Here is a 21,804-nt window from a genome sequence, read left to right on the forward strand (position 1 = left end):
GCGGCCAAGCACGCGCATTGACGGAAGTGCGCCCATCGCCACGCCACTGTGATCCGTGACACGTCGAATCAGTCCATATCCTCGTTTTCGGGCACGCCGGAATGGTCGCGTTGGCCGTAGACGATTTCGCGCTTGCCGACATGGTTGGCAGGACCGACAAGGCCCTCCTTCTCCATGCGCTCGACGAGCGAGGCGGCACGGTTGTAGCCGATGCCGAGGCGGCGCTGGATGTAGGACGTCGAGCACTTCTTGTCGCGCAGCACCACCTTGACCGCTTGGTCGTAGAGCTCGTTGCCGTCCTCGGACGCAATCGCACTCTTGTCGAATACCGCGCCCTGGTCCTCTTCGGCCTCTTCTTCCTCTTCGTCCGCAGTCACGGTCTCGAGATATTCGGGGCGGCCTTGTGTCTTCAGATGCGCCACGACGTGCTCCACCTCCTGGTCGGAGACGAAGGGGCCATGGACGCGGGCGATGCGGCCGCCGCCGGCCATGTGCAGCATGTCGCCCTGGCCCAGGAGCTGTTCGGCCCCCTGCTCGCCGAGAATCGTGCGGCTGTCGATCTTCGAGGTGACCTGGAACGAGATGCGTGTCGGGAAATTCGCCTTGATCGTGCCGGTGATGACATCGACCGACGGCCGCTGCGTCGCCATGATCAGGTGAATACCGGCCGCACGCGCCATCTGAGCGAGGCGCTGGATCGCGCCTTCGATTTCTTTGCCTGCCACCATCATCAGGTCGGCCATCTCGTCGACGATGACGACGATGTAGGGCATCGGCGCGAGGTCCATTTCCTGCTGTTCGAAGAGCGGCTCGCCCGTACCCTTCTCGAAACCGGTCTGGACTGTCGCGAGGATCGGTTCTCCCTTCTCGCGCGCGGCCGCCGCACGCTGGTTGTAGCCGTCGATGTTGCGCACGCCGAGGCGCGACATCTTGCGATAGCGGTCCTCCATTTCGCGGACCGCCCATTTGAGCGCCATTACGGCTTTCTTCGGGTCGGTCACGACCGGCGTCAAAAGGTGCGGGATGCCGTCGTAGACGGAGAGTTCGAGCATCTTCGGATCGACCATGATCAACCGGCATTCCTCCGGCTTCAGCCGGTAAAGCAATGACAGGATCATGGTGTTGATCGCCACCGACTTGCCCGAACCGGTGGTGCCGGCGACGAGCAGGTGCGGCATCTTGGCGAGTTCGGCAATCACCGGTTCGCCGCCGATGGTCTTGCCGAGGCAGAGCGCCAGCTTGTAGCCGGTCTTGCGGAAGTCGGCGGACTCGATCAGCTCGCGGAAATAGACGGTCTCGCGGGTAGCGTTCGGCAGCTCGATGCCGATGACGTTGCGGCCGGGCACGACCGCGACGCGTGCCGAGAGCGCCGACATCGACCGGGCGATATCGTCGGCGAGGTTGATCACGCGGGACGATTTGACGCCCGGCGCCGGCTCGAATTCGTAGAGCGTGACGACGGGGCCCGGCCGCACATGGATGATCTCGCCCTTGACGCCGAAATCTTCGAGCACGCTTTCGAGGAGCCCCGCATTCTGCTCGAGCTGTTCCTGCGTCATGAAAAAGCCCCGGCCCTGCGGGGGCTCCTGCAGAAGTTCTTCGGACGGAAACTCGTAGGCGTCGGCGGCCTGGAACCGCTCGGTCGCTCCAATTGGCGGCAGCGACGGGGGCGCGCGCTTGACCTGGACCGGCATGGTGATCGCTGCCTTCGTAACGGCCGGCTGAGGGAGCGTATCATTTGCGGGCGTGGCGGCAAGAATAGGTGCTTCTGGCTGCCGTGAACCGGCCGTAACCGGTTCCACAGCGGGGTCCGTCGCGAGATCCGCAGCAGCGGGCGTGTCGATCCCCGGCGACGGGGCTGCGACGGAATCCAGAGCGACGGGTTCGGGGCGCCGGCATTCGACGACGCGGAAAAGCGAGGTGATCGCCGTCGGCGGCAACCTGCGGATCTCCACCGTTTTTGCAACGACAGCTTTCGGACCCGCCGGCGGGGTCGTTCTTGCTGGCTCAGCCTCGGCCATGACGGGCAACTCATCCTCGAGCGGCATGAACTCGAAAAAGGCGTGATCGGAGAGATAGGAGAGACGCGTGCCCGACGGCGCGGCATCGAAACCGCAGGCGGCGTCGGAAACTGCCGGTATCGCCAGTGCTGCTTCCGCGATGGCGGCAGTTGCGGCCGGCTCGGGCGATTCTTCGACGGGCGCTGGCATCACGGCAACCGCCGGTTCATCAGCGCGCTCCTCGCGCGACTGGGGCCGACCGGGCCAGGACGGAAGCTGCTGCATCAGCACCCGCAAAAGTTCCGACGGACTGTAGGGCGGCGCCTCAGTCTCGACCGCCGCTGCGGTTTCCTCCGCAGCCGCTTCCAATATTACCTCCGGCTCGGAAGCCTGCTGGTCCGCTGGCGCATCTCCCTCCGCTTCGGCCGCGCTCTCGTCCATCGACGGCGCGCGGCGCTTCATGAATTCGCGCTCGGGGGTACGGGTGAAGCGGACATTGGGCGACAGGAAGAAGTGGCTCTCCCAAGTCGTATCGCCGTCATGACCGGTGATTTCGGCAAGCGTCGGCAGCGGATCCCGCGTGGAGGCCGTTACCTGGGCCGGAGCATAGGCCGAGCCTTGGCCATAGAGCCGCATCGCGCGCCCGGCATAGCCTGCGTCGTCGGCTTCATGGCTGGCGGCCCGACGCGGCGCTTCGAACAGGTGATCGTGTTCGGCGGAGGCCACCGGCATGGGGTGGGCGCTGCTCGGCGCACCCGGACGCGGTGCCTCGAAATCGTCCGCCTGGTTTGCATCATACAAATTTGCCGTCGAGAAATTTGTCCGGGGAATACGCATGGCCTGAAAACTCGAAATTCATTATCGAAGGGGCTGTCTCAAGCGAATAGGAAATGAAGGTTAACAAGTCCCTTCCAGCACCTCGCCGAATGGATCGCGCGCCGGGTCGAAACGTGCCGCCGGTTCTCTTTCCGACCCGCGCACTCAAGCGTTTCCGGGCGTTCCGCAAGAAAATCCCGCCACCGTGGCGAGCCGTTCAATTTCTGTTTCAGATCAGGAAAATTCTCCGCCGCGGCAATTGCCACCGCCATAGCTGACACCTAGTGACCATCAACTCCCGCCCCTCCGTTACTTACTATCGCCTTAGTCGGCCCATAGGCAGTCCCTTGTGCGTCGCAACATAGCTCGCAGGCAGTGACCTTTTAGTTGCTAACAAGGACGAAGATTGCTGATGGCTGACCATGCTTCCCGCAAGATCCGAATCGATTGCCTGGATGGGCTTCGAGGCCTGGCGTCTCTCTGGGTTATGGTTGGCCATGCGCTGTTGCTGACGGGTTGGCGCCTGCCCGTTCTGTCGGAGCCTGATCTCGGCGTCGATCTCTTCATCATGCTTTCCGGTTTCCTGATGGTGTTTCACTATCAACTGCGTGCCGGCAAGGAGCCATGGGATCTGACCTCGACCTGGGTACGCTTCTGGGTCCGGCGTTTCCTCAGGATCGCGCCTCTCTACTATGTCCTCCTGGCCGTTGCCTTCATGCTCGGTGCCTGGCTGTTCGAATCGAGAATGATCATCGACGCCTTCCTCGAAAGAACGCCGCAGTCACCCCAGCGCTATCTCGACAACGGCGTGAGAAACGGGCTGATGCATGTCAGCTTTCTTTTCGGTCTCTCTCCCGACTACGCTTACCGGACTCCCCTGCCGGACTGGAGCATAGGGCTCGAAATGCAGTTCTATGCGGCCTTTCCCTTCATCATGCTTCTGCTCAAGAAAGGCGGCTGGCTGAAAGGTGCGCTCTTCACGGCCGTTATTGCCCTCGCGATCGTTTCGACGTTGAGCCTGTTCGGCGTTCACTTTCCAATGCCGGCCTTCCTGCCGTTGAAGATGCATATCTTTCTCAGCGGAATGCTGTTGGCGCTTGGTCTTCACGCGGACGGGCCGAAGGCTGTTCTCCATGGCGGTGCCGCCATGGCGCTCGCTCTGCTGCCGATCGGCGGCGATATGACGATGACGAAAATGCTGATGCGCGTCATGCTCGTCGCCGTCTTCTTCGCGCTGCTCTATCATCGGCTGGCCGGCGATGGTTTGGGCGCGCGGCTTCGCGCAGTTTCCTCGTCCCTCGGAAACAGGTTTTTTCATTGGCTCGGGGAACTTTCATTCGGGGCATATCTCTGGCACCTCATCTTTCTGCAGCCGATTGCTGCCTATTTCATCGGCGCTTTCGGCGACACGATGACAGCGCCTGTGCGGTTCGCCGTGGTTACCGCCATCCTGGTGCCCTTGGTTTACACCGCTGCCTGCCTGACGTTCTTCGCGGTCGAAAAACCTGGCCAGAGGCTCGCCAAGCGTTTGATCGACAGGCGAAAACCTCAGCCGGTCGGGGCATAATCCTTCGGAGGAGAGCCGTCAGACGTTCTCAGGCGTAAACGTTAGAAACCGGCCGGAGACCGCGACGGCAGGAGGCACCGCGGCCGCGCGCGATCGCCCCAGCCGTTCAGGTGCTATTGATCATTCCGTTCATCCCGTTCGGGTAAAAGCCACCCTTCGTCGCGCCCTCCTGATCAGTGAGATACACGATGCGCAACACCTCTTGCGGGGTCCGGGTGAAGCCTATCGCATCCGGCGTCGAAGGAACGATATTGGCCTTGCCGTCCATCTGGATGCCTTGATCCTTATCTTCCGATCCATCGATTTTGTCACGAGCATCAGAAACTGCATTCGCCGCCTTCCAGGCTTGCTCGCCCATTCTGTAGAGCGTGGATCGCGCCATTCCCATGTGGTAGGCCTCAACGGCCAGGATACCGGCGGCTGCAGCGAGAAAATCCTTGTTCCTCAATACTGTCGCCGCGCCGGCATAGGCGGTAACGCCGACGTCTTCGAACAGCATGCCACCGAGCACAAAGTTCATCTCGTTGCCGAAGGGATCAAAGTCCTCGCCAAAGCCCGCGGCTTTTGCGACCGCTGTAAAGCCCGCATCGAAATCGATGGCCGGTCTGGGCACCGCCTGATCTCCGAGAGTCTTGCGATAGAATCGGACATGCGCCAGTTCGTTTTCCGCCACCTCGCGCATGAACTCACCGATGGCGGGCGTATCGAAAGAAACCTGGCTGCCACCGGTTACCGGGCCAGCTTCCGCGCCCGCATCAGTATCATCGATCCCTTTCCCGGTTGTGCCGCGCAGATAATACTCGGCTTCCATGTACTCCAGGTTGAGCGCGAACTGGAAAATATCCTCATCCATAATGTCCCCCGGCTCGTCGGCACGCGAAACCGGCGCAAGACCTGGGCTCGAGGCGAGCGTCGCTCCAAGGCCCAGCTGCAAGAGGAGACGGCGCGGAAGAAAAAGTGAAGGCACCGGACGGATCATGGCTTTCTCCTTAAAGCCCGCCCGGCGTCAGTTTTGGCGCCCCGATCACGCGGGCCAATTAACGTCCAACATCATCAAAGACCAAATGTTCCGTACCTCAAGATCCTGGGAAAGCGGGAGCTTTTTAGGCCGGCCTTTTGGGTTCGAAAGCGGCCGTTCAGCGCGCCCTTGGCATAGTTTTGAGGCATTGGGTATTCTGGCGAAATAGATCCTCCTGCTCAGTGGCTCCCGCCCCTTTTGCTGAGCCCGCTCGATGCAGTCGACGGCCCTGACCGGATCTCGGGTGCCTGATCCAGGACGATCGACATGACGTCCTGATGGAGAAGGTCAAATTTCTCTGTTGTGTATGAATTTCGAGTAGAGCAGGGGCGAGCGGTGTTTTTCGCATAGATTTTCCCCTCATCCACCTGCCAGCCCCGTCTCCCGCAAGCGGGGAGATCTACTGCATGTTTCCTTGGATCGTAACCGGTCCAAGGAAACAGCAGTAATTCAAAGTGCTACAGCGTCCTTTGCGCGTCTGATAAGACGCGCGGCGCTGTAGGATGAGGGGCTTAGCCCTGAACCGCTCAAATCAGGGACTTCTGGTTCTCCATAAAGGTCGCGTGCCACTTCGCCAGCATCGACACCGCTTCCTTGAGGAAGGCCGGGTGGGTGCCAGGCAGGAACTCGATTCTTGGGGCTTTTCCGTCAAGCCTCAGCCGTGCGAAGACACGGCCCGCCTCGTCTCTCAGTTCCTCCGGCTTGTCCGGCTCCGGCTTGTCGCTCTGCGACAGGCGATTGAAGACGAGCTGAAAGCGCTGGTCGGTGTCTGCAGCGCGGAACCGCGGCAAACCGACTTCCTCGTCCGCCAGTCCGCGGGCCTCTTCCCTTTCGAGCAGCGTGGCAATCGCCATCCACCGCTCGCGTCCGGCTTTCGGCGCCGGGCCGATCGCCCGCACCAGATGATGCGGTACGCTGTCCGCCACCTGCAGCAGGCGCGACAGCTCGCTCTTCTGCACGGCAAGCGCGTCGCCGATCACCTTGCGCTCGAATCCGCGCGCGGCGAGCGTCGCGGCGAAAAGCGCGCGCTCGATGAAAGAAAGATTGCGTCGCTCCGCGTTTTCCTTGCCTTGGGCGAGCACCAGTTCATCGTCGGAAAGCGGCCGGACGATCGCCTTCACCAGGAGCTCGAGCCGGCGCACCGCCTTTAGGCGGCGATGGCCGTAGGCAGTCTGGTAATGACCCTGCTTTTCCGGGTGCGGCCGCACGAGGATCGGCGATTGCTGGCCGTTTTCGCGGATGCTTTCGACCAGCGCCAGAAAGTCGGGATCGTCCACTTCGCCGTCCGTCAACCGGTCCTCGACGAAGGAGGCCTCGACCAGGACAGGATCGAGCGCAACCACCCGCTCGCCCTGCGTGAGAGCTTCCCGCAACACGCGTGCTTCTTCCGCCTCGCGGGTAATGTTGCCGAGCGAAAGCCCCATGGCTCGGACCGCTCCGGATGCCGCACGCGGCGCATCGGCGGCCGTCTGCCGGTTGACAGGTGTCAACTCGCTCGGGCTGGCCTGTTCCGAAGGTGCCGCAGGAGTGCCACCTGCAAACAGCGCCCGCAATTCGTTTTTCCTGTTGTTGCCAGCCATGTCTTAGCGCCCCCAGGCCGCGTGAATGAGAGCCTCGATTTCGCCGTTGACGGCGTTCAACGATTCGATCGCCCGGTCGTAAGTCGCGCGGGTAAAATTCTCCCGGCCCACCTCGTAGAGCGTCTGTTTCGTCAGGCCGGCATCCGAGATCGCCGTCGACTTCACCATGGCCGACGTCAGCACCCGATCGCCGAAGAGCGAGCGCATGAAGCCGACGATCTGCGCCTGCGGCCCGTCATTAGGCTCGAAGCGGGTGACGAGATAGCGCAGGAAATCAAAGTTGAGCTCGCCGCCGGCCTCGCGCACGACGCTGAGGAGATCCGAGGTCATGTAGAGGAACTGGTTCATCGAGGCGACGTCGAGCATCTGCGGATGCACGGTGACGATGACCGAAGTCGAAGCGCAGAGCGCCGAAAGCGTCAGGTAGCCGAGTTGCGGCGGGCAGTCGATGACGACGACGTCGTACTCGTCGGCAACGGTTGCAAGCGCCGTCTGAACGCGGGCGAAGAAGAGCGGCCCGGCATCCGCGCCGCTCTGGCGCGCGCTCAAGGCCTGCGGCGTCGTGTGCTCGAACTCCTGCAGTTCGAGATTGCCCGGCACGAGATCGAGCCCGTCGAAATAGGTCTTGCGGATGATGTCCCTGAGCGGCCGCGCCTCGGAATCATAGCGGATGGCGCCGTAGAGCGTGTCGTTGCCGGTCAGGTCCAGTTCCGGCTGGTAGCCGAACAGCGCCGAAAGCGAGGCCTGCGGATCGAGATCGACCGCGAGAACCCGATGGCCGGTCAGGGCGAGATATTGGGCGAGATGGACCGACGAGGTTGTCTTGCCGGAGCCTCCCTTGAAGTTGGTGACGGAAACGACCTGCAGATGCTCGCCCTTCGCGCTGTCGCGCCATTTCAGGTAGCTGCGCGCCTTGGCGCCGTTGCCCTTGACCAGCGCCTGGTCGGCAAGATGACGCCGAAGCGCATTGATGTCGAAAAGCGAATAGGAGCGCCGCCCGCCCGCACCGGTGTCAGGCTGGGGGCCCTCGCCTGCCAGCGACAATTGCCGAAGATAACCGTCGGAAACGCCGATCAGCTTGGCGGCCTCGCCGGAGGTGAAGCTCCGGAGCGTCTTCATCGCCGTCGGCGCGAACAGGCGGTCGCGCATCGCTTTCAACTGCTCGGAAAGCGCCCGTGCATCCGCCGCGATCGCCTCGTCCGCCGGTCGCCGATATGCCGTCGCGCTCAAGCCCCCCGCTTCTCCGGCCGCCGCCGTCGATCCCGCCATATCCATTCCCAAATGCCCTCTCTCGCGTTTCGCATCGCATTCACGGCAGCAATCAACCGGCAACAGCATCCGTTTGACGGTCGCGCAAATGCGCCCGCAACGTCTTCTAACAGGCCTGTCGCTGAACTACGCTGAAATGCGGAATATGCGATCTATTCCGTTAGAAGGTGATTCATCCTCTGATTCGCGTCAAGCCATTTCGGGGAAATGGTGATAGCTTCACCGGTTCGGTGGGGCGCGACCATAGAAGAGCAGCATCACGATGATGACGACACCGTAGACGATCTGGCGGCCCGCTTCCGGCATCTGCATCACCGAGAGGATCGATTGCAGGAGCGTGATCAGGATGACGCCGGCAACCGTGCCTAGGTAGGAGCCGCGACCGCCGAGGATAGAGGTGCCACCGAGCACGACGGCCGCGATTGCCGGCAGCAGATAGGCATCGCCCATCGCTTGCGCCGCCTTCGACGCATAGCCAGCGAGCAGCACGCCGCCGAAGGCGCTGAGCGCGCCCGAGATCGCGAAGGCGATCATGACGATGCGGCGCGTATCGACACCCGAAAGATAGGCTGCGCGTTCGCTGTTGCCGATCCCGTAGACGGCCCGACCGAAGGAGGTGCGCGTGAACAGGAACACCATTATGGCGCTGATCGCCGCCCAGACGATGATGGCGTTCGGCAGGCCAGGAATGACGAATCCCGTTGCGAGCCAGCGTATGGCAGGTGGTGCGGAATCCTGCGGCGAGAAGCCGCCGGTGTAAACGACCATCAGCCCCTGAGCGACGACATTGCTCGCAAGCGTCACGATCATCGACGGAATGCGCAGATAGGCGACGCCGAAGCCGTTGACGAGTCCGAAGGCAGCCCCGCAGAGCACGCCAATGGGAATGGCCATGATCGGACCCGCGCCACCGAAGCCTGCGGCCGCGCAGGCCATCATCGCTCCGGTCGTCATCACCCAGGGAACGGAAAGATCGATATGGCCGAGAAGGATCACGACCATCATGCCGGCGGCCACCACCCCGAGGAAGGAAGCGACCTTGAGCTGCTGCAGGAGGTAGTTGAGCGACAGGAAGTTGCTGGAATAAAGGCTGCTTAAGAAGAGCAGCAGCAGGATGCAGCCGAAAGCGGTGAGCACGGCCGGATCGGCCCGGCGAAGAAATGCAGGCAGGCGAGCCCTGATCGAGATACGGTTCTCTGAAGTCTCGCTCATAGGAACCAGTCCAGACGGTTGCGCACCCGCAGCAGAGCCAGGGAACCGATACTCACGGCGATCATCAGAACGACGCCCTGGAGCAACGGCTGCCATAGCGGATCGACGTCGAAGACGAACAGCATATCACCGGTCGTGCGGGCGGCGAAGGCGCCGAAGATCGCACCGATGGCGCTGCCCCGGCCGCCATAGAGCGAGACCCCGCCGAGCACGACCGCCGCGATCGACCAGAGCGTGTAGCCGCTGCCGCTGGCATAGGCCGCCTCGCCCGTGTAGGTGAAGAAGGTCAGGAACAGTCCGCCCATCGCGGCAAGCAGTCCGGCGAGCGTGTAGGCCGCAAACTTGCCGCGCCGGATCGGCATGCCGGACATGAAGGCCGCCTGCTCGGACGAGCCCGCCGCAAAGGCGGCCCGCCCGATCTTCGATCGCCGGAAGGGCAGCCAGACGAGCAGGACCGCGGCTGTCAGCAGCACCAGGCTTGATGGGATCACGCCGAAGAGACGGCCGGTGAGCGCATCTGCAAGGTCCTCGTTGACGGAACCGCCGGGAAAGGGTCGCAGCAGCAGCGCCAGGCCGAAATAGATAGCCCCGGTCGCGATCGTCGCGACGATCGGCTGCAGCCGTCCGTAAATCACCAGGAGCCCGTTGACGGCGCCGCAGACCATGCCTGCGACGAGGACGGCCACGACACCCAGGGCAGTCGGCAGCGGTTCGCCGACGACAAGCCAGGATGCCAGACAATTGGTCAGCACGAAGATCATGCCGACCGACAGATCGATGCCCGAGGTGATCACGACCAATGTCTGGGCCATGGCGACGAAAGCAAAGAGCGCGCCCTTGTTGGCGGCGGTCTGTGCCACGTTGGCGGTCAATCCGGCCGGGTGGTTGGCGATATAGACGGTAAACATCAGCAGAAAGATCGCGAGCCCCATCAGCGTGCCGCGCTGTTCGTTCAACCAGTAGCGCCACTCGCTCATGCCGTCGCTCCCTCTTGACCACTATCGACGTTGAGAGCGCTCGCGATCAGCGCGTGCTCGGTGATGCCTCGGCCTTCAAGCTCGCGGACGATGCGGCCGTCATAGAGAACCAGAACCCGGTCGCAGCAGCCGATCAGCTCGTCATAGTCGGTCGAATAGAAGAGGATCGCCGCGCCGGCATCGGCCAGCCGGCGCAGAAGCTGGTACATCTCCTGCTTCGTGCCAACGTCAATGCCGCGTGTCGGGTCGTTCAGCAGAACGATGCGCGGCTTGCGCATCAGCCACTTGGCAATGACCACCTTCTGCTGATTGCCGCCCGACAGCGCCCCGACCGGAACGTCGAGGCCGGCAGTCTTGATCGCAAGCAGCCGCACCATTTCATCGATCAATTGTTCTTCTGCCGTACGATCGATGATCCCGCTCCGCGAAACACGGTCGAGCGCCGCGAAGGACAGGTTCTCCCGCACCGTCATCGGCAGCATCAGCCCCTCGGTCTTGCGGTCTTCCGGGATCAGCGCCATTGCGCTGCGCGAAGAACGCGCGGCAGCCGGGCTGCCGATCGCGACCGGCCCGCCATCGATGAGCACGGACCCTGTCGTTCCGCGTAGCACCCCAAAAAGGGCGAGCAGCAGGTTGCGCTGACCCTGCCCGTCCAATCCGCCGAGGCCCACCACCTCTCCCTCGCCGACCGAGAGCGAAATGTCGCGCAGCCGGTCGCCCCAGCCGAGATTCCGGCATTCGAGGACGGGCGGCTTCGACGACGGCGCACGCTGCGGTTTCGGCGGGAAGACGTTGCTGTATTCGCGCCCGATCATCATTTCGACGACTTCGCCGTTGGTACGGGTGCCGGCGCGAAAGCTCGCGACATTGCGGCCGTTGCGGAACACGGTGCAGGTGTCGGCGAGTTCGGCGATCTCGTGCATGCGGTGCGAGATATAGAGCAAGGCAAGGCCCTCCGAGCGCAACCGCTTCAACACCGCAAACACCTTGGCGACGTCACCGGCAGTCAGCGCCGAGGTCGCTTCATCGAGGATCAGGATGCGCGGACTGGAGGCCAACGCTTTGGCGATCTCGACCATCTGCCGGCGGGAGAGTGGCAGGTCCTTCACCGCCGCACGCGGATGGATGTCCTCCGCCCCGGCCCGCGCCAGCGCCTCTTCCGCAAGCGCCCGCTGCGCCCGCCGGTCGATCATGCCGAAGCGGCACGGAGGGTTGGAGATGGCGATGTTGTCCGCAACGCTGAGATCGGGGACCAGGGACAGTTCCTGGAAGACGCAGGCAATGCCTGCCGCGGAGGCTGCGGCCGGCGAGCGGAAGACGACGTCCCGGCCATCGAGCAGCATCCGCCCTTCATCCGGCGCCACCACGCCCGCCATGATCTTGATCAGCGTCGACTTGCCTGCGCCGTTCTCGCCAAGAATGGCGTGGATGTGCCCCGCTTCCACGTCAAGCTCGGCATTTTCCAGGGCACGCACCCCGCCGTAACGCTTCGACACGCCCTCCATCCGGAAGAGCGGTGGCGTCGCCTTTGTCTCTACCGTGGTCATCTGTCGCCTCGGATGCCGAATTTTTCGTGCATGCCGCGCCTCAGCGCGGCATGCGAATCGGGAGGGCTCCTACTGGTTTTCCTTCGTCTGGCCCATGATCTCCTGGGCAGTGAAGTTGATGCCGCAGGTCGGGAAGGCGTTGCCGACGAAGAAGTTGTCCGACTGGTCGGGATAGAAGTCCTGCCCTTCCTTGAAGTTCGGGTCCTCGACAATCGCCAAAGGAAGCTTGATCGATTGCGGCACCACCTGCCCCTCGAGTGCTGCGATCGCCGTCTTGATGGCAACCGCGACCTGGGCCGGGCCGGTGCCCGCCGACGAGCACTTCAGTCCCTCGCCAGCATGCTTGGCACAGAACTTGCGGAAGCCGTTCTCGGTCTCGCCGCCGAATGGAACGAAGGGATGGCCGGCATCGATCATCGCCTGCACGACGCCGGTGTCGCCACCCTGCGCGGTAATGCCGTCGAATTTCTTGTGAACGGCAATCGCGTCGGCCGTCGCCTTCTGTGCGGTCGGATCGTCCCACTTGCCGAGCACCTCGACGACGTCCCACTTCTTGCCCGTGGCGGCAAACGTCTCGTGAATGCCGTTATGACGGTCTGTGTCGACAGAAGTGCCGGCAACGCCGCGCACCTCCAGGATCTTGCCGCCCTCAGGCAGGTGCTTGGCAAGCCAATTCGCCCAGAGCACACCGAGCCCCTTCTGGTCGACGTTGACGTTGATCGCGTCTTCGGTGTCGAGAATATTGTCGAAGGCGACAAGGACCACGCCGGCTTCCTTGGCGCGCTTGATGACCGGTCCGAAGGCGGTGGGGTTCTGGGCATTGACGACGATCGCGTCATAGCCGGAATCGATGAAGTTGTTGATCGCCGAAATCTGCGCCGGCACGTCCTCGCCGGTAGAAACCACCTTGAATTCCTTGAGCTTGGCAGCAACGTCCGGCTGCGCCGCATAGGCCTTGGCGGTCTGGATCATCTGAATGCGCCAGGTATTGGCGATATAGCCGTTGGCAAGCGCGATGCGATAGGGCCCGTCCTTTTTCGGAAACTTGAAGAATTTGGTTTCGCCCGTCCACGGTACGAAACAATCCGGTTCGGCCGCGGGGCCGCTGACGACCTCGGGTTCGGCATGCGCAGTCGTGGACAGAAGTGCAAGTGCAGCGGCCGCGAGAATGCCGCTGACGAATGTTCTGGTCATCGAATTCCCTCCCATTTTGTTGGAATGCCAGGACAAGGCATCGAACCAGGGGGCCGTTAGAGCATCCCGCTTTGGGTGGAATCACGAAAGCGGACGGGAATGCACTAGAATCAACGTGCTGGAGCGCTCCTTATGCGTCCACTACAGCCGCGCGTCTTATCAGGCGCGCAAAGGACGCTGTAGCACTTGAGTTGCTGCATGTTTTCGGCCGTAAATCGACTACGGTTTAACGAAACATGCAGCGGAACCCACAAGGCTCTAGACGTCGAGCATTCGACGCAGACAACGTCTGCGCTCATTGCCGATCCGGCACGACATGTCGATACGCGAGTCCGGTGACGTCAGACAGGTCTCCTCCCGAAACGTCACAGGCAGGGATGGTAGCGCTACCAACTGGCAAAGTAAAGCGCCGCATTCTGGCCGCATTGCGCTCAGAACGCGGGGATTGGCGCGCGCATCGTGCTCTCGCGTATCTTCAACTCGAAGCCGAGATCCACGATGGTTCGTTGCGGCCGTTCGCCCGCAATCGCGGCCCGCGCCATGGCAATGGCGCGCCGGCCGATCTCGTATCGGGGAGTCCGTACACTGGTGATGGAAGGAGACGCGACCTCCATCATTTCGAGGTCGTTGAAGCCGGCTATGGCGATTTGCGCCGGAACGTTCAGACTTGCGCGATGGCAGGCGAAAAGCACCCCCAATGCCATGTCGTCGTTGTTGCAGATGACCGCGTCGAGATCCGGGGTCTTTTCGAGCGCCTTGTGAAACAGACCGGCACCCATCGACACGCTCGAGGGCAAAATGGTCGTCGTCACGAGCGCTGCGTCGAAACGGCCGGCTTCGCCCATCACCGCCTCATAACCAGCGAGGCGCCGCCGCGAACGTGGGTCCATGCGCGCGCCGAGAAACCCTATGCGCTTGCAGCCGACATCGACCAGGTGCCGCGCCACCGCCTTGCCGGCCTCCAGGTGGGAAAAGCCGATCATCATGTCGATGGGGTCCGGCCCGATTTCCATGATCTGCACGACCGGGCAACCTGCCACCTCCAGCATCTGCCGCGTGGTCGGGGCCTGATCGATGCCGGAAACGATCAAGGCGGACGGACGCTGGCCGAGAAAAACCCTCAGCAGCCGCTCTTCCTCCTCATCGGAATAATGCGTGTTGCCGAACTGGATCTGCAGCGGGCAATCTCCCAGGCCGTCGTGTATGCCGCGCAAGACCTCGGAAAAGACGTTGTTCGTCAGTGACGGAACGAGCACGCCGATGACATCGGCGCGCGCCGAAGCCAGTGCACGCGCACTCGGGTTCGGCACGTAGCCCAGCTCATCGACGGCCGCGGCGATGCGCTGGCGCAGTTCCGGCGAGACGCGCTCCGGATCCCGCAGCGCGCGGGAGACTGTGATGCTGCCGACGCCTGCGAGGCCCGCAACATCCGCAAGGGTCGGACGGCCGCTGCCCCGGCGCGATCGATTCCTGACTTCACTGTCGTTTGACGACGCCACACCCCGCCTCAATCTGGCCACCGGCGCTGCGCGCCGCTGCTTGTTATTCCTGCTCGGCGCGAGGAAATTGCGAATGTGCTGCGCTCCCTCACCCGACCATCTTACGGTGCGTCGTATGAAATGAAAGAACTCTCAGTCGCACAGACATCGGCCGAAGACAGACGGCAGCGCAACGAAACAGCGCGGCTCGAAGGCCGCGCCGTTTGCTAATCAAGCCTCGGCTCTGTCACTCAGCGTGAAGCCGCTGACTGAAGCGGTCAGCAAAAGCTTCGACCGAACCGCGACCGAAGCGCCTCAAGCGGCGCCTGACCAGAACGGACATGACGCGGGCTGCGGTGGAAAAGGTCATCTCGTCAAGCGGTCCGCGGCCACTCCACGGCTTGCTCAGCCGGTCGGTGACGATACCGATCATGTTGGCGGGCATGGTATCGGTGCAAGGTTTCATCCAGTCGAAGACGTCGCTGATCGGCAACACGTTGCCTTCGTAGGAAACGACCGGTTCAGGCATCCCCTCATCCCAGTCGTCATAGGCCTCAAGTGCCTCTCGAAACAGGTTTTGCAGGGTGATCGGGGCGTGCCCTTCGTAAAGGGCGGGCAGGAAATTCGTCATTAGGGTCTCCTCCGATTGGGTAGGCCGGAAACGCGAAATGGCCAATTCCGTCAGCGGTAACGGATTGTGATGCTCCTTCATAAAGCGTGCAGCGGGAGTATGGTTCAAAGAAACAGGCAGCGCAACACAATCGATTAAAACACTGTATTTTTTGCAGCGCTCCGAAGGCAAGACATCCTTCGGGGAGCGGGCAAGCGGCTGAATTTCTGGAATAATTTACCCTGTGGAAAACAATTACACGGTCAAATGCCGGCGTGCCTCCGCCGTATCCAGTGTTTCTGCCGGCCCCTCATGCACGAAGGCACCGCGATCCATGATGTAGACGTGGTCGGCGAGATCGCGGCAGAAATCGAGATATTGCTCGACGAGCAGGATCGCCATGCCGGTCGAATCCCGCAGGTATTTGATCGCACGGCCGATGTCCTTGATGATCGACGGCTGGATGCCCTCAGTCGGCTCGTCAAGCACGAGGATTTTCGGACGCGTGACAAGCGCGCGGCCGATGGCAAGCTGCTGCTGCTGGCCGCCGGAAAGATCGCCGCCGCGCCGGCCGAGCATGGTTTGCAGCACCGGGAACAGGCTGAAGATGTCCTCTGGGATCGAGCGGTCGGCCCGCTTCAGCGGTGCATAGCCGGTTTCGAGATTTTCCCTGACGGTGAGCAGGGGAAAAATCTCCCGGCCCTGCGGCACGTAACCGACGCCGAGCTTGGCTCGGCGAAAGGGCGCCAAGCCGTCGAGCGGGGCGCCGTTGAAAGCGATCGCGCCGCTGGTCACCGGATGCTGGCCGGTGATCGCCCTGAGCAGGCTCGACTTGCCGACGCCGTTGCGCCCGAGCACGCAGGTGATCTTTCCCATCTCGGCCTTGATCGAGACGTTGCGCAAGGCCTGCGCGGCGCCGTAGTGGAGGCTGACGTTTTCGACAGTCAACATGGGTCCAGGTTCCTTCCGCTCGCCTCGCTCATCGGCCGAGATAATTTTCGATCACCTTCGGATCGCTGCTGACGAAATCGATCGAGCCCTCCGCCAGAACCGAGCCCTCGGCAAGACAGGTCACCTTGACGCCGAGATCACGGATGAAACCCATGTCGTGCTCGACCACGACCACCGAGCGCGTCCTGGCGATCTCCTTGAGCAGCACGGCCGTCTCGGCCGTCTCCGCATCGGTCATGCCGGCGACCGGCTCGTCGACGAGCAGGAGTTCCGGTTCCTGCGCGAGCAGCATGCCGATCTCCAGCCATTGCTTCTGGCCGTGCGAAAGGTTGGCGGCGAGGTCGTCACGGCGGGCCGTGAGCCGCACGGTCGAAAGGATTTCCTCAATGCGGGCCCTATCCTCGGTCGTCAGGCGATAGAACAACGTCGCGAAGACGCCGCGGCTGCGGTTCAGCGCCAGCTCAAGATTGTCCCAGACGGTGTGGTTTTCGAACACGGTCGGCTTCTGGAACTTGCGGCCGATGCCGAGCTGGGCGATTTCCGCCTCGTCCCTCCGGGTAAGATCGATATCGCCCTTGAAGAAGACCTCCCCTTCGTCGGGTCGGGTCTTGCCGGTGATGATGTCCATCATCGTCGTCTTGCCGGCGCCGTTCGGACCGATGACTGCTCTGAGCTCGCCCGGCTCGATGATGAAGGAGAGCGAATTCAGCGCCTTGAAGCCGTCGAAGGAGACGGAGACGCCGTCGAGATAGAGCAGGCTCTTCGGTTTCTTCTCATTCATGACGATCACTCCGCAGCCATCGCTTCTGCAGCCGGCAGGCCTGCCTCTTTGGCGCTTACTCTTTCCTTCCGCGCGGCCTCGCGATAGGAGCGGCGTCGGGCAAGATGGTGCTGTGCCGTGCCGACAATGCCCTTCGGCATGAGCAGCGTGACGAGCACGAAGAGCCCGCCCAGCGCGAAGAGCCAGAACTCCGGGAAGGCGGCGGTAAAGATGCTTTTTCCCCCATTGACGAGGATGGCGCCGATGATCGGGCCGATCAGCGTGCCGCGACCGCCGACCGCGGTCCAGATGACCACCTCGATCGAATTGCCGGGTTCGAACTCGCCGGGATTGATAATGCCGACCTGCGGCACGTAGAGCGCGCCGGCGACACCGGCCATCATCGCCGAGACGGTGAAGGCGAAGAGCTTCATATGCTCCACGCGGTATCCGAGGAAGCGGGTGCGGCTTTCCGCATCGCGCAGCGCCACCAGCACCTTGCCGAACTTGGAGCGCACAATCCCTGACGTGATGACAAGCGAACCGGCGAGTGCCAGAGCCGATGCCGCGAAGAGCGCGGCGCGGGTTCCGTCCGCCTGGATGTTGAAGCCGAGAATGTCCTTGAAATCCGTGAGCCCGTTGTTGCCGCCGAAACCCATGTCGTTCCTAAAGAAGGCGAGCAGCAGCGCGTAGGTCATCGCCTGGGTGATGATCGACAGATAGACGCCGTTGACCCGCGAGCGGAAGGCGAACCAGCCGAAGACGAAGGCAAGCAGGCCCGGCACGACGACGACCATCAGCGCCGCGAACCAGAACATGTCGAAGCCGTACCAGAACCAGGGCAGTTCCTTCCAGTTGAGGAACACCATGAAATCCGGCAGGAGCGGATTGCCGTAGGAACCGCGCGCGCCGATCTGGCGCATCAGATACATGCCCATGGCGTAACCGCCGAGCGCGAAGAAGGCGGCGTGGCCGAGCGAAAGAATGCCGCAAAAACCCCAGACAAGATCGAGTGCCAGCGCCAGCAGCGCGTAGGTCAGATATTTTCCGATGAGCGAAACGAGATAGGTCGGCACGTGCAGCGGGTGATCCGGCGTCGTCAGGAGATTGAGCGCCGGAATGACAAGCGCGAGGCCGAGCAGGATCGCGACGGCGATGATGATCGTGCGATCGAGAGACTTGATGAGGAAAGAGGTGATCATGCTTCCACCGCCCGGCCCTTGAGTGCGAACAGCCCGCGCGGCCTCTTCTGGATGAAGAGGATGATCAGCACGAGCACGAGGATCTTGCCGAGCACGGCGCCGGCATAGGGCTCGAGGAACTTGTTGAGGATGCCGAGCGAGAAGGCGCCGACGAGCGTGCCCCAAAGATTGCCGACGCCGCCGAAGACCACGACCATGAAGCTGTCGATGATATAGCCCTGGCCGAGGTTCGGCGAGACGTTGTCGATCTGCGAGAGCGCCACGCCCGCCATGCCGGCGATGCCCGAGCCAAGCGCGAAAGTGAGCGCATCGACCACGGGCGTGCGGATGCCCATCGAGGAGGCCATGCGCCTGTTCTGCGTGACCGCGCGCATCTGGAGGCCCAATGGTGTCTTCTTCAGGAGGAAGAGCAGGCCGGCAAAGACGGTGAGCGCGAAAACGATGATCCAGAGACGGTTCCAGGTGATCGTCAACCCGCCGAGTTCGAACGCGCCAGACATCCACGACGGATTGCCGACCTCCCTGTTGGTGGGACCGAAGATCGAACGGACCGCCTGCTGCAGAATCAGCGATATGCCCCAGGTGGCAAGCAGCGTTTCAAGCGGGCGGCCGTAGAGGAAACGGATGACGCCCCGTTCGATCGCCAGCCCGACGGCGCCGGTAACGAGGAAGGCGAGCGGCAGTGCGATCGCCAGCGACCAGTCGAAGAGCCAGGGAAAGGACGTGCGCACGATCTCCTGCACGAGAAAGGTGGTATAGGCGCCGAGCATCACCATCTCGCCATGCGCCATGTTGATGATGCCCATGACGCCGAAGGTGATCGCAAGGCCGATTGCCGCGAGCAGCAGCACCGAGCCGAGCGAAAGCCCGTACCAGACATTCTGGCCGGCGGCCCAGAGCGCCTCGCTCTGCTCGATGCTGGCGAGCGCCGCCTCGATGTCGGGCTTCAACGTCTCGTCCGCCGTGCCGAGGGCGGTCGAGAGAATGGAAAGCGCCTCGCGGCTGCCGCCTTGTTTCAGGATTTCAACGGCCTGTCGCTTCTCCTCACGGGGACGGTCGGAGGTGAGGATCGCCGTCGCGCGCGCCTGTTCGAGCAACGCGCGGATGGCCGCATCCTTCTCGGCGGCGAGCGCGTTTTCGATGGTCCGGAGCGAGTCCGCGTTGGGCGCCTGCAAGATGGACTGCGCGGCCTTGAAGCGTTGGTTGCGATCGGGGCTCAGCAGCGTCAAGCCGCCGAGCGCGGCGCGCACGGCGCGGCGCACGCTGTTATTGACCTTGATCTTCTGCAGCGCCCCCTTCGGCGTCTCCCCGACGCTCTCGCCGGAAAGCGGATCGGTCAGCGTCAGGTTCGCCCCGTCTTCACGCGTGAGAAACACCTGACCATCGGCCTTGCGGGCATAGAGGTTGCCGTCGCCGAGCGCTTCGAGGACCGGCACGATCTTGGCATCGCCGCTCTTTGCGAGTGCCGCGATATGTTCGTCCATGTTGGAGAGCTTCGCCGTACCAAGCGCATTCACCAAGTCGCGCAACGGCTCCTGCGCCCTCAGCCCTGCGGTCGGAATCGCGGTCAAAAGGATCAGGGCCACAAGCACGGTTTGTAAGATGCGATACATTCGCCCCTCGCACGGTTTCCGCGTCGGTTCGCGGCGCGGCATCGGTGAAAATGCCCCTCCGTCCGAATGGACGCTTTCGGACGGAGAGTATTTCGATCTATCGGTTCGTCATGAAACGAGATTGTCGAAGAAGGCCGACATGGTCTTTTTCGAGAGCAAGTGCTTCGTCATGAAATCAGGAACCCTTGCCGCCGCATTTGCCCGTGGCGATGTTGAAGTTGCCGCAGGACATCGGTGCCCGCCAATCGGCGATCAGGTCCTTCGAATCCGGCAGGTAATCCGACCACTCGTCGCCGACGACCAGGCCGGGCGTCTCCCAAACGGTTTCGAACTGGCCGTCCGACTGGATTTCGCCGATCAGCACCGGCTTGGTGATGTGGTGGTTCGGCATCATGGTGGAATAGCCGCCGGAGAGGTTCGGCACCGAGATGCCGACCATCGCATCGAGCACGGCGTCGGTGTCAGTGGTGCCGGCCTTTTCGACCGCCTTCAGCCACATGTTGAAGCCGATATAGTGGGCTTCCATCGGATCGTTGGTCACGCGCTTGTCGTTCTTGGTGTAGGCCTTCCAGGTCTTGATGAATTCGGCATTGGCCGGATTGTCGACCGACTGGAAATAGTTCCAGGCGGCGAGATGGCCGACGAGCGGGCCGGTATCGAGACCGGCGAGTTCTTCCTCGCCGACGGAGAAGGCGACGACCGGAATATCTTCGGCCTTGATGCCCTGGTTGGCGAGCTCCTTGTAGAAGGGGACGTTGGCGTCGCCGTTGATCGTCGAGACGACGGCGGTCTTCTTGCCGGCCGAGCCGAACTTCTTGATGTCGGAAACGATCGTCTGCCAGTCGGAATGACCGAAGGGCGTGTAGTTGATCATGATGTCCTCGGGCTTCACGCCCTTGGAGATCAGGTAGGCTTCGAGGATCTTGTTGGTGGTGCGCGGATAGACGTAGTCCGTGCCGGCGAGCACCCAGCGCTCGACCTCTTCGTTCTCCATCAGATAGTCGACGGCGGGGACCGCCTGCTGGTTCGGCGCCGCACCGGTGTAGAAGACGTTGCGCTGGCTTTCCTCACCCTCGTACTGGACCGGATAGAAGAGGATCGAGTTCAGTTCCTCGAAGACCGGCAGGACGGATTTGCGCGACACAGAAGTCCAGCAGCCGAAGACGGCCGAAACCTTGTCGACGGAGATCAGCTCGCGCGCTTTTTCGGCAAAGAGCGGCCAATCGGAAGCCGGGTCGACGACGACCGCCTCCAGCTTCTTGCCGAGAATCCCGCCCTTCTTGTTCTGCTCATCGATCAGCATGAGCATGGCGTCCTTGAGCGTCGTTTCGGAGATCGCCATGGTGCCGGAAAGCGAATGAAGAATACCGACCTTGATCGTGTCATCCGCCGCAAAGGCGCCGTTGAACGCGGTCGTCGAAAGGGCGGCAGCAAGGAATGCGCCGCAAACGCGTGCCCTGATAGTCATCGGATTGAACCCCTCTTGTTCTGGTCGCCGCAACGGGGGCGGTGATTATTCTTTGCCGTTGCCGGGAGTGGGATCGAAAAGTGTGAAGCGGTCTTCCGCCCGCATCCCGCTCCCATTCCCGGACGCGATCATCCGCCAGTCTCGCTGCGCTGCACATACGTCATTCTACGTAGGCGGCGGGGGGAAGGAGGAAGCGAACCCAACGTGGGCTCCGTTCGCCGTTGACAAGCTGCCCGAGCCTTCAGGGCGCTCCATGCTCGACGCATACGGATCTGAACATCACGAGGAGCCCAGCGACCAGAACCACGAGCAGAATGACGTGGCATGTCTTATCGATCGCAGTCTGCCGACCGACGCCCACGGCGTGGTTAAAGCGCCGACCCAATGTCCCGAAAAACGCAAAAAAACCTGAACTGCGAGGGCGATGGCGCGTGCCCGCTTTGGCATCCCGATGCAACCGAGGAGGCCGAGCATCAGTACTGCCGCAATCAACGATGCCGGCGTGGACAAGCGAGGCGGCTGCAAACAGCAGGGCCTCAACT

Annotated in this window: 16 protein-coding genes; 1 reads left to right on the forward strand and 15 read right to left on the reverse strand. The window is 62.5% G+C overall.

The genetic code is table 11. The features are described from left to right. Nucleotides 1-68: 68 nt before the first annotated feature. The gene (locus tag QN219_RS26310; protein WP_284003095.1) at nucleotides 69-2,837 is read right to left on the reverse strand and encodes a DNA translocase FtsK; all 2,769 of its coding nucleotides are present in this window, start codon (nucleotides 2,835-2,837) and stop codon (nucleotides 69-71) included. 391 nt (nucleotides 2,838-3,228) lie between these two features. On the opposite strand from QN219_RS26310, the gene QN219_RS26315 reads away from it, so the two are divergent. Continuing rightward, nucleotides 3,229-4,383: an acyltransferase gene (locus QN219_RS26315; RefSeq protein WP_284003096.1), complete on the forward strand. Its 1,155-nt coding sequence runs from the start codon at nucleotides 3,229-3,231 to the stop codon at nucleotides 4,381-4,383. A gap of 106 nt (nucleotides 4,384-4,489) precedes the next feature. Here QN219_RS26315 and QN219_RS26320 read toward each other — a convergent pair whose 3' ends face one another. The 14 genes from QN219_RS26320 to urtA form a co-directional block, all read right to left on the reverse strand. After that, nucleotides 4,490-5,362, reverse strand: coding sequence for a ferritin-like domain-containing protein (locus QN219_RS26320; RefSeq protein WP_284003097.1), 873 nt, complete (start codon nucleotides 5,360-5,362; stop codon nucleotides 4,490-4,492). 566 nt (nucleotides 5,363-5,928) lie between these two features. After that, nucleotides 5,929-6,981 carry a plasmid partitioning protein RepB gene (gene repB / locus QN219_RS26325; RefSeq protein WP_284003099.1) on the reverse strand — a complete coding sequence of 351 codons (1,053 nt, stop codon included), beginning with the start codon at nucleotides 6,979-6,981 and terminating at the stop codon, nucleotides 5,929-5,931. Between the two features lie 3 nt (nucleotides 6,982-6,984). Further along, nucleotides 6,985-8,256, reverse strand: a complete 1,272-nt coding sequence (gene repA, locus QN219_RS26330) for a plasmid partitioning protein RepA (protein ID WP_405052267.1) — start codon at nucleotides 8,254-8,256, stop codon at nucleotides 6,985-6,987. Nucleotides 8,257-8,469: 213 nt separating this feature from the next. Further along, nucleotides 8,470-9,462, reverse strand: a complete 993-nt coding sequence (locus QN219_RS26335) for an ABC transporter permease (protein WP_284003104.1) — start codon at nucleotides 9,460-9,462, stop codon at nucleotides 8,470-8,472. Then, nucleotides 9,459-10,439, reverse strand: coding sequence for an ABC transporter permease (locus QN219_RS26340; protein ID WP_284003107.1), 981 nt, complete (start codon nucleotides 10,437-10,439; stop codon nucleotides 9,459-9,461). The genes QN219_RS26335 and QN219_RS26340 overlap by 4 nt, the downstream gene beginning before the upstream one ends. Further along, on the reverse strand, nucleotides 10,436-11,986 hold the full coding sequence (locus QN219_RS26345; protein ID WP_284003110.1) for a sugar ABC transporter ATP-binding protein: 1,551 nt from the start codon (nucleotides 11,984-11,986) through the stop codon (nucleotides 10,436-10,438). The genes QN219_RS26340 and QN219_RS26345 overlap by 4 nt, the downstream gene beginning before the upstream one ends. A gap of 69 nt (nucleotides 11,987-12,055) precedes the next feature. Continuing rightward, nucleotides 12,056-13,180, reverse strand: a complete 1,125-nt coding sequence (locus tag QN219_RS26350) for a sugar ABC transporter substrate-binding protein (protein WP_284003113.1) — start codon at nucleotides 13,178-13,180, stop codon at nucleotides 12,056-12,058. Nucleotides 13,181-13,611: 431 nt separating this feature from the next. After that, complete coding sequence (locus QN219_RS26355; RefSeq protein ID WP_284003116.1) at nucleotides 13,612-14,679, reverse strand: LacI family DNA-binding transcriptional regulator; 1,068 nt, start codon at nucleotides 14,677-14,679, stop codon at nucleotides 13,612-13,614. A gap of 226 nt (nucleotides 14,680-14,905) precedes the next feature. After that, a complete protein-coding gene (locus QN219_RS26360) occupies nucleotides 14,906-15,289 on the reverse strand; it encodes a hypothetical protein (protein WP_284003118.1) in 384 nt (127 codons plus the stop codon). A 234-nt stretch (nucleotides 15,290-15,523) separates the two neighbouring features. Beyond that, a complete protein-coding gene (gene urtE / locus QN219_RS26365) occupies nucleotides 15,524-16,219 on the reverse strand; it encodes an urea ABC transporter ATP-binding subunit UrtE (RefSeq protein WP_284003119.1) in 696 nt (231 codons plus the stop codon). Between the two features lie 28 nt (nucleotides 16,220-16,247). Continuing rightward, nucleotides 16,248-17,000 (reverse strand): urea ABC transporter ATP-binding protein UrtD, encoded by a 753-nt coding sequence (urtD, locus tag QN219_RS26370; protein WP_284003122.1) that lies wholly within the window; start codon nucleotides 16,998-17,000, stop codon nucleotides 16,248-16,250. Nucleotides 17,001-17,005: 5 nt separating this feature from the next. Then, the gene (gene urtC / locus QN219_RS26375; RefSeq protein ID WP_284003125.1) at nucleotides 17,006-18,181 is read right to left on the reverse strand and encodes an urea ABC transporter permease subunit UrtC; all 1,176 of its coding nucleotides are present in this window, start codon (nucleotides 18,179-18,181) and stop codon (nucleotides 17,006-17,008) included. Then, complete coding sequence (gene urtB, locus QN219_RS26380) at nucleotides 18,178-19,794, reverse strand: urea ABC transporter permease subunit UrtB (protein ID WP_284003128.1); 1,617 nt, start codon at nucleotides 19,792-19,794, stop codon at nucleotides 18,178-18,180. The genes urtC and urtB overlap by 4 nt, the downstream gene beginning before the upstream one ends. A 175-nt stretch (nucleotides 19,795-19,969) precedes the next feature. Continuing rightward, a complete protein-coding gene (urtA, locus tag QN219_RS26385; protein ID WP_173511796.1) occupies nucleotides 19,970-21,262 on the reverse strand; it encodes an urea ABC transporter substrate-binding protein in 1,293 nt (430 codons plus the stop codon). Between the last annotated feature and the right edge of the window lie 542 nt (nucleotides 21,263-21,804).

This window comes from Sinorhizobium sp. 8-89, from assembly GCF_030124325.1.
Classification (GTDB): domain Bacteria; phylum Pseudomonadota; class Alphaproteobacteria; order Rhizobiales; family Rhizobiaceae; genus Sinorhizobium.

Excerpts from the sequence above, each read along its gene's own strand:
- repB (WP_284003099.1), bottom strand. The coding sequence starts at position 6,981 with ATGGCTGGCAACAACAGGAAAAACGAATTGCGGGCGCTGTTTGCAGGT.
- urtD (WP_284003122.1), bottom strand. The coding sequence starts at position 17,000 with ATGAATGAGAAGAAACCGAAGAGCCTGCTCTATCTCGACGGCGTCTCC.
- repA (WP_405052267.1), bottom strand. The coding sequence starts at position 8,256 with ATGGATATGGCGGGATCGACGGCGGCGGCCGGAGAAGCGGGGGGCTTG.
- urtB (WP_284003128.1), bottom strand. The coding sequence starts at position 19,794 with ATGTATCGCATCTTACAAACCGTGCTTGTGGCCCTGATCCTTTTGACC.
- QN219_RS26320 (WP_284003097.1), bottom strand. The coding sequence starts at position 5,362 with ATGATCCGTCCGGTGCCTTCACTTTTTCTTCCGCGCCGTCTCCTCTTG.
- QN219_RS26350 (WP_284003113.1), bottom strand. The coding sequence starts at position 13,180 with ATGACCAGAACATTCGTCAGCGGCATTCTCGCGGCCGCTGCACTTGCA.
- urtA (WP_173511796.1), bottom strand. The coding sequence starts at position 21,262 with ATGACTATCAGGGCACGCGTTTGCGGCGCATTCCTTGCTGCCGCCCTT.
- QN219_RS26315 (WP_284003096.1), top strand. The coding sequence starts at position 3,229 with ATGGCTGACCATGCTTCCCGCAAGATCCGAATCGATTGCCTGGATGGG.
- urtE (WP_284003119.1), bottom strand. The coding sequence starts at position 16,219 with ATGTTGACTGTCGAAAACGTCAGCCTCCACTACGGCGCCGCGCAGGCC.
- urtC (WP_284003125.1), bottom strand. The coding sequence starts at position 18,181 with ATGATCACCTCTTTCCTCATCAAGTCTCTCGATCGCACGATCATCATC.
- QN219_RS26345 (WP_284003110.1), bottom strand. The coding sequence starts at position 11,986 with ATGACCACGGTAGAGACAAAGGCGACGCCACCGCTCTTCCGGATGGAG.
- QN219_RS26360 (WP_284003118.1), bottom strand. The coding sequence starts at position 15,289 with ATGACGAATTTCCTGCCCGCCCTTTACGAAGGGCACGCCCCGATCACC.
- QN219_RS26310 (WP_284003095.1), bottom strand. The coding sequence starts at position 2,837 with ATGCGTATTCCCCGGACAAATTTCTCGACGGCAAATTTGTATGATGCA.
- QN219_RS26335 (WP_284003104.1), bottom strand. The coding sequence starts at position 9,462 with ATGAGCGAGACTTCAGAGAACCGTATCTCGATCAGGGCTCGCCTGCCT.
- QN219_RS26340 (WP_284003107.1), bottom strand. The coding sequence starts at position 10,439 with ATGAGCGAGTGGCGCTACTGGTTGAACGAACAGCGCGGCACGCTGATG.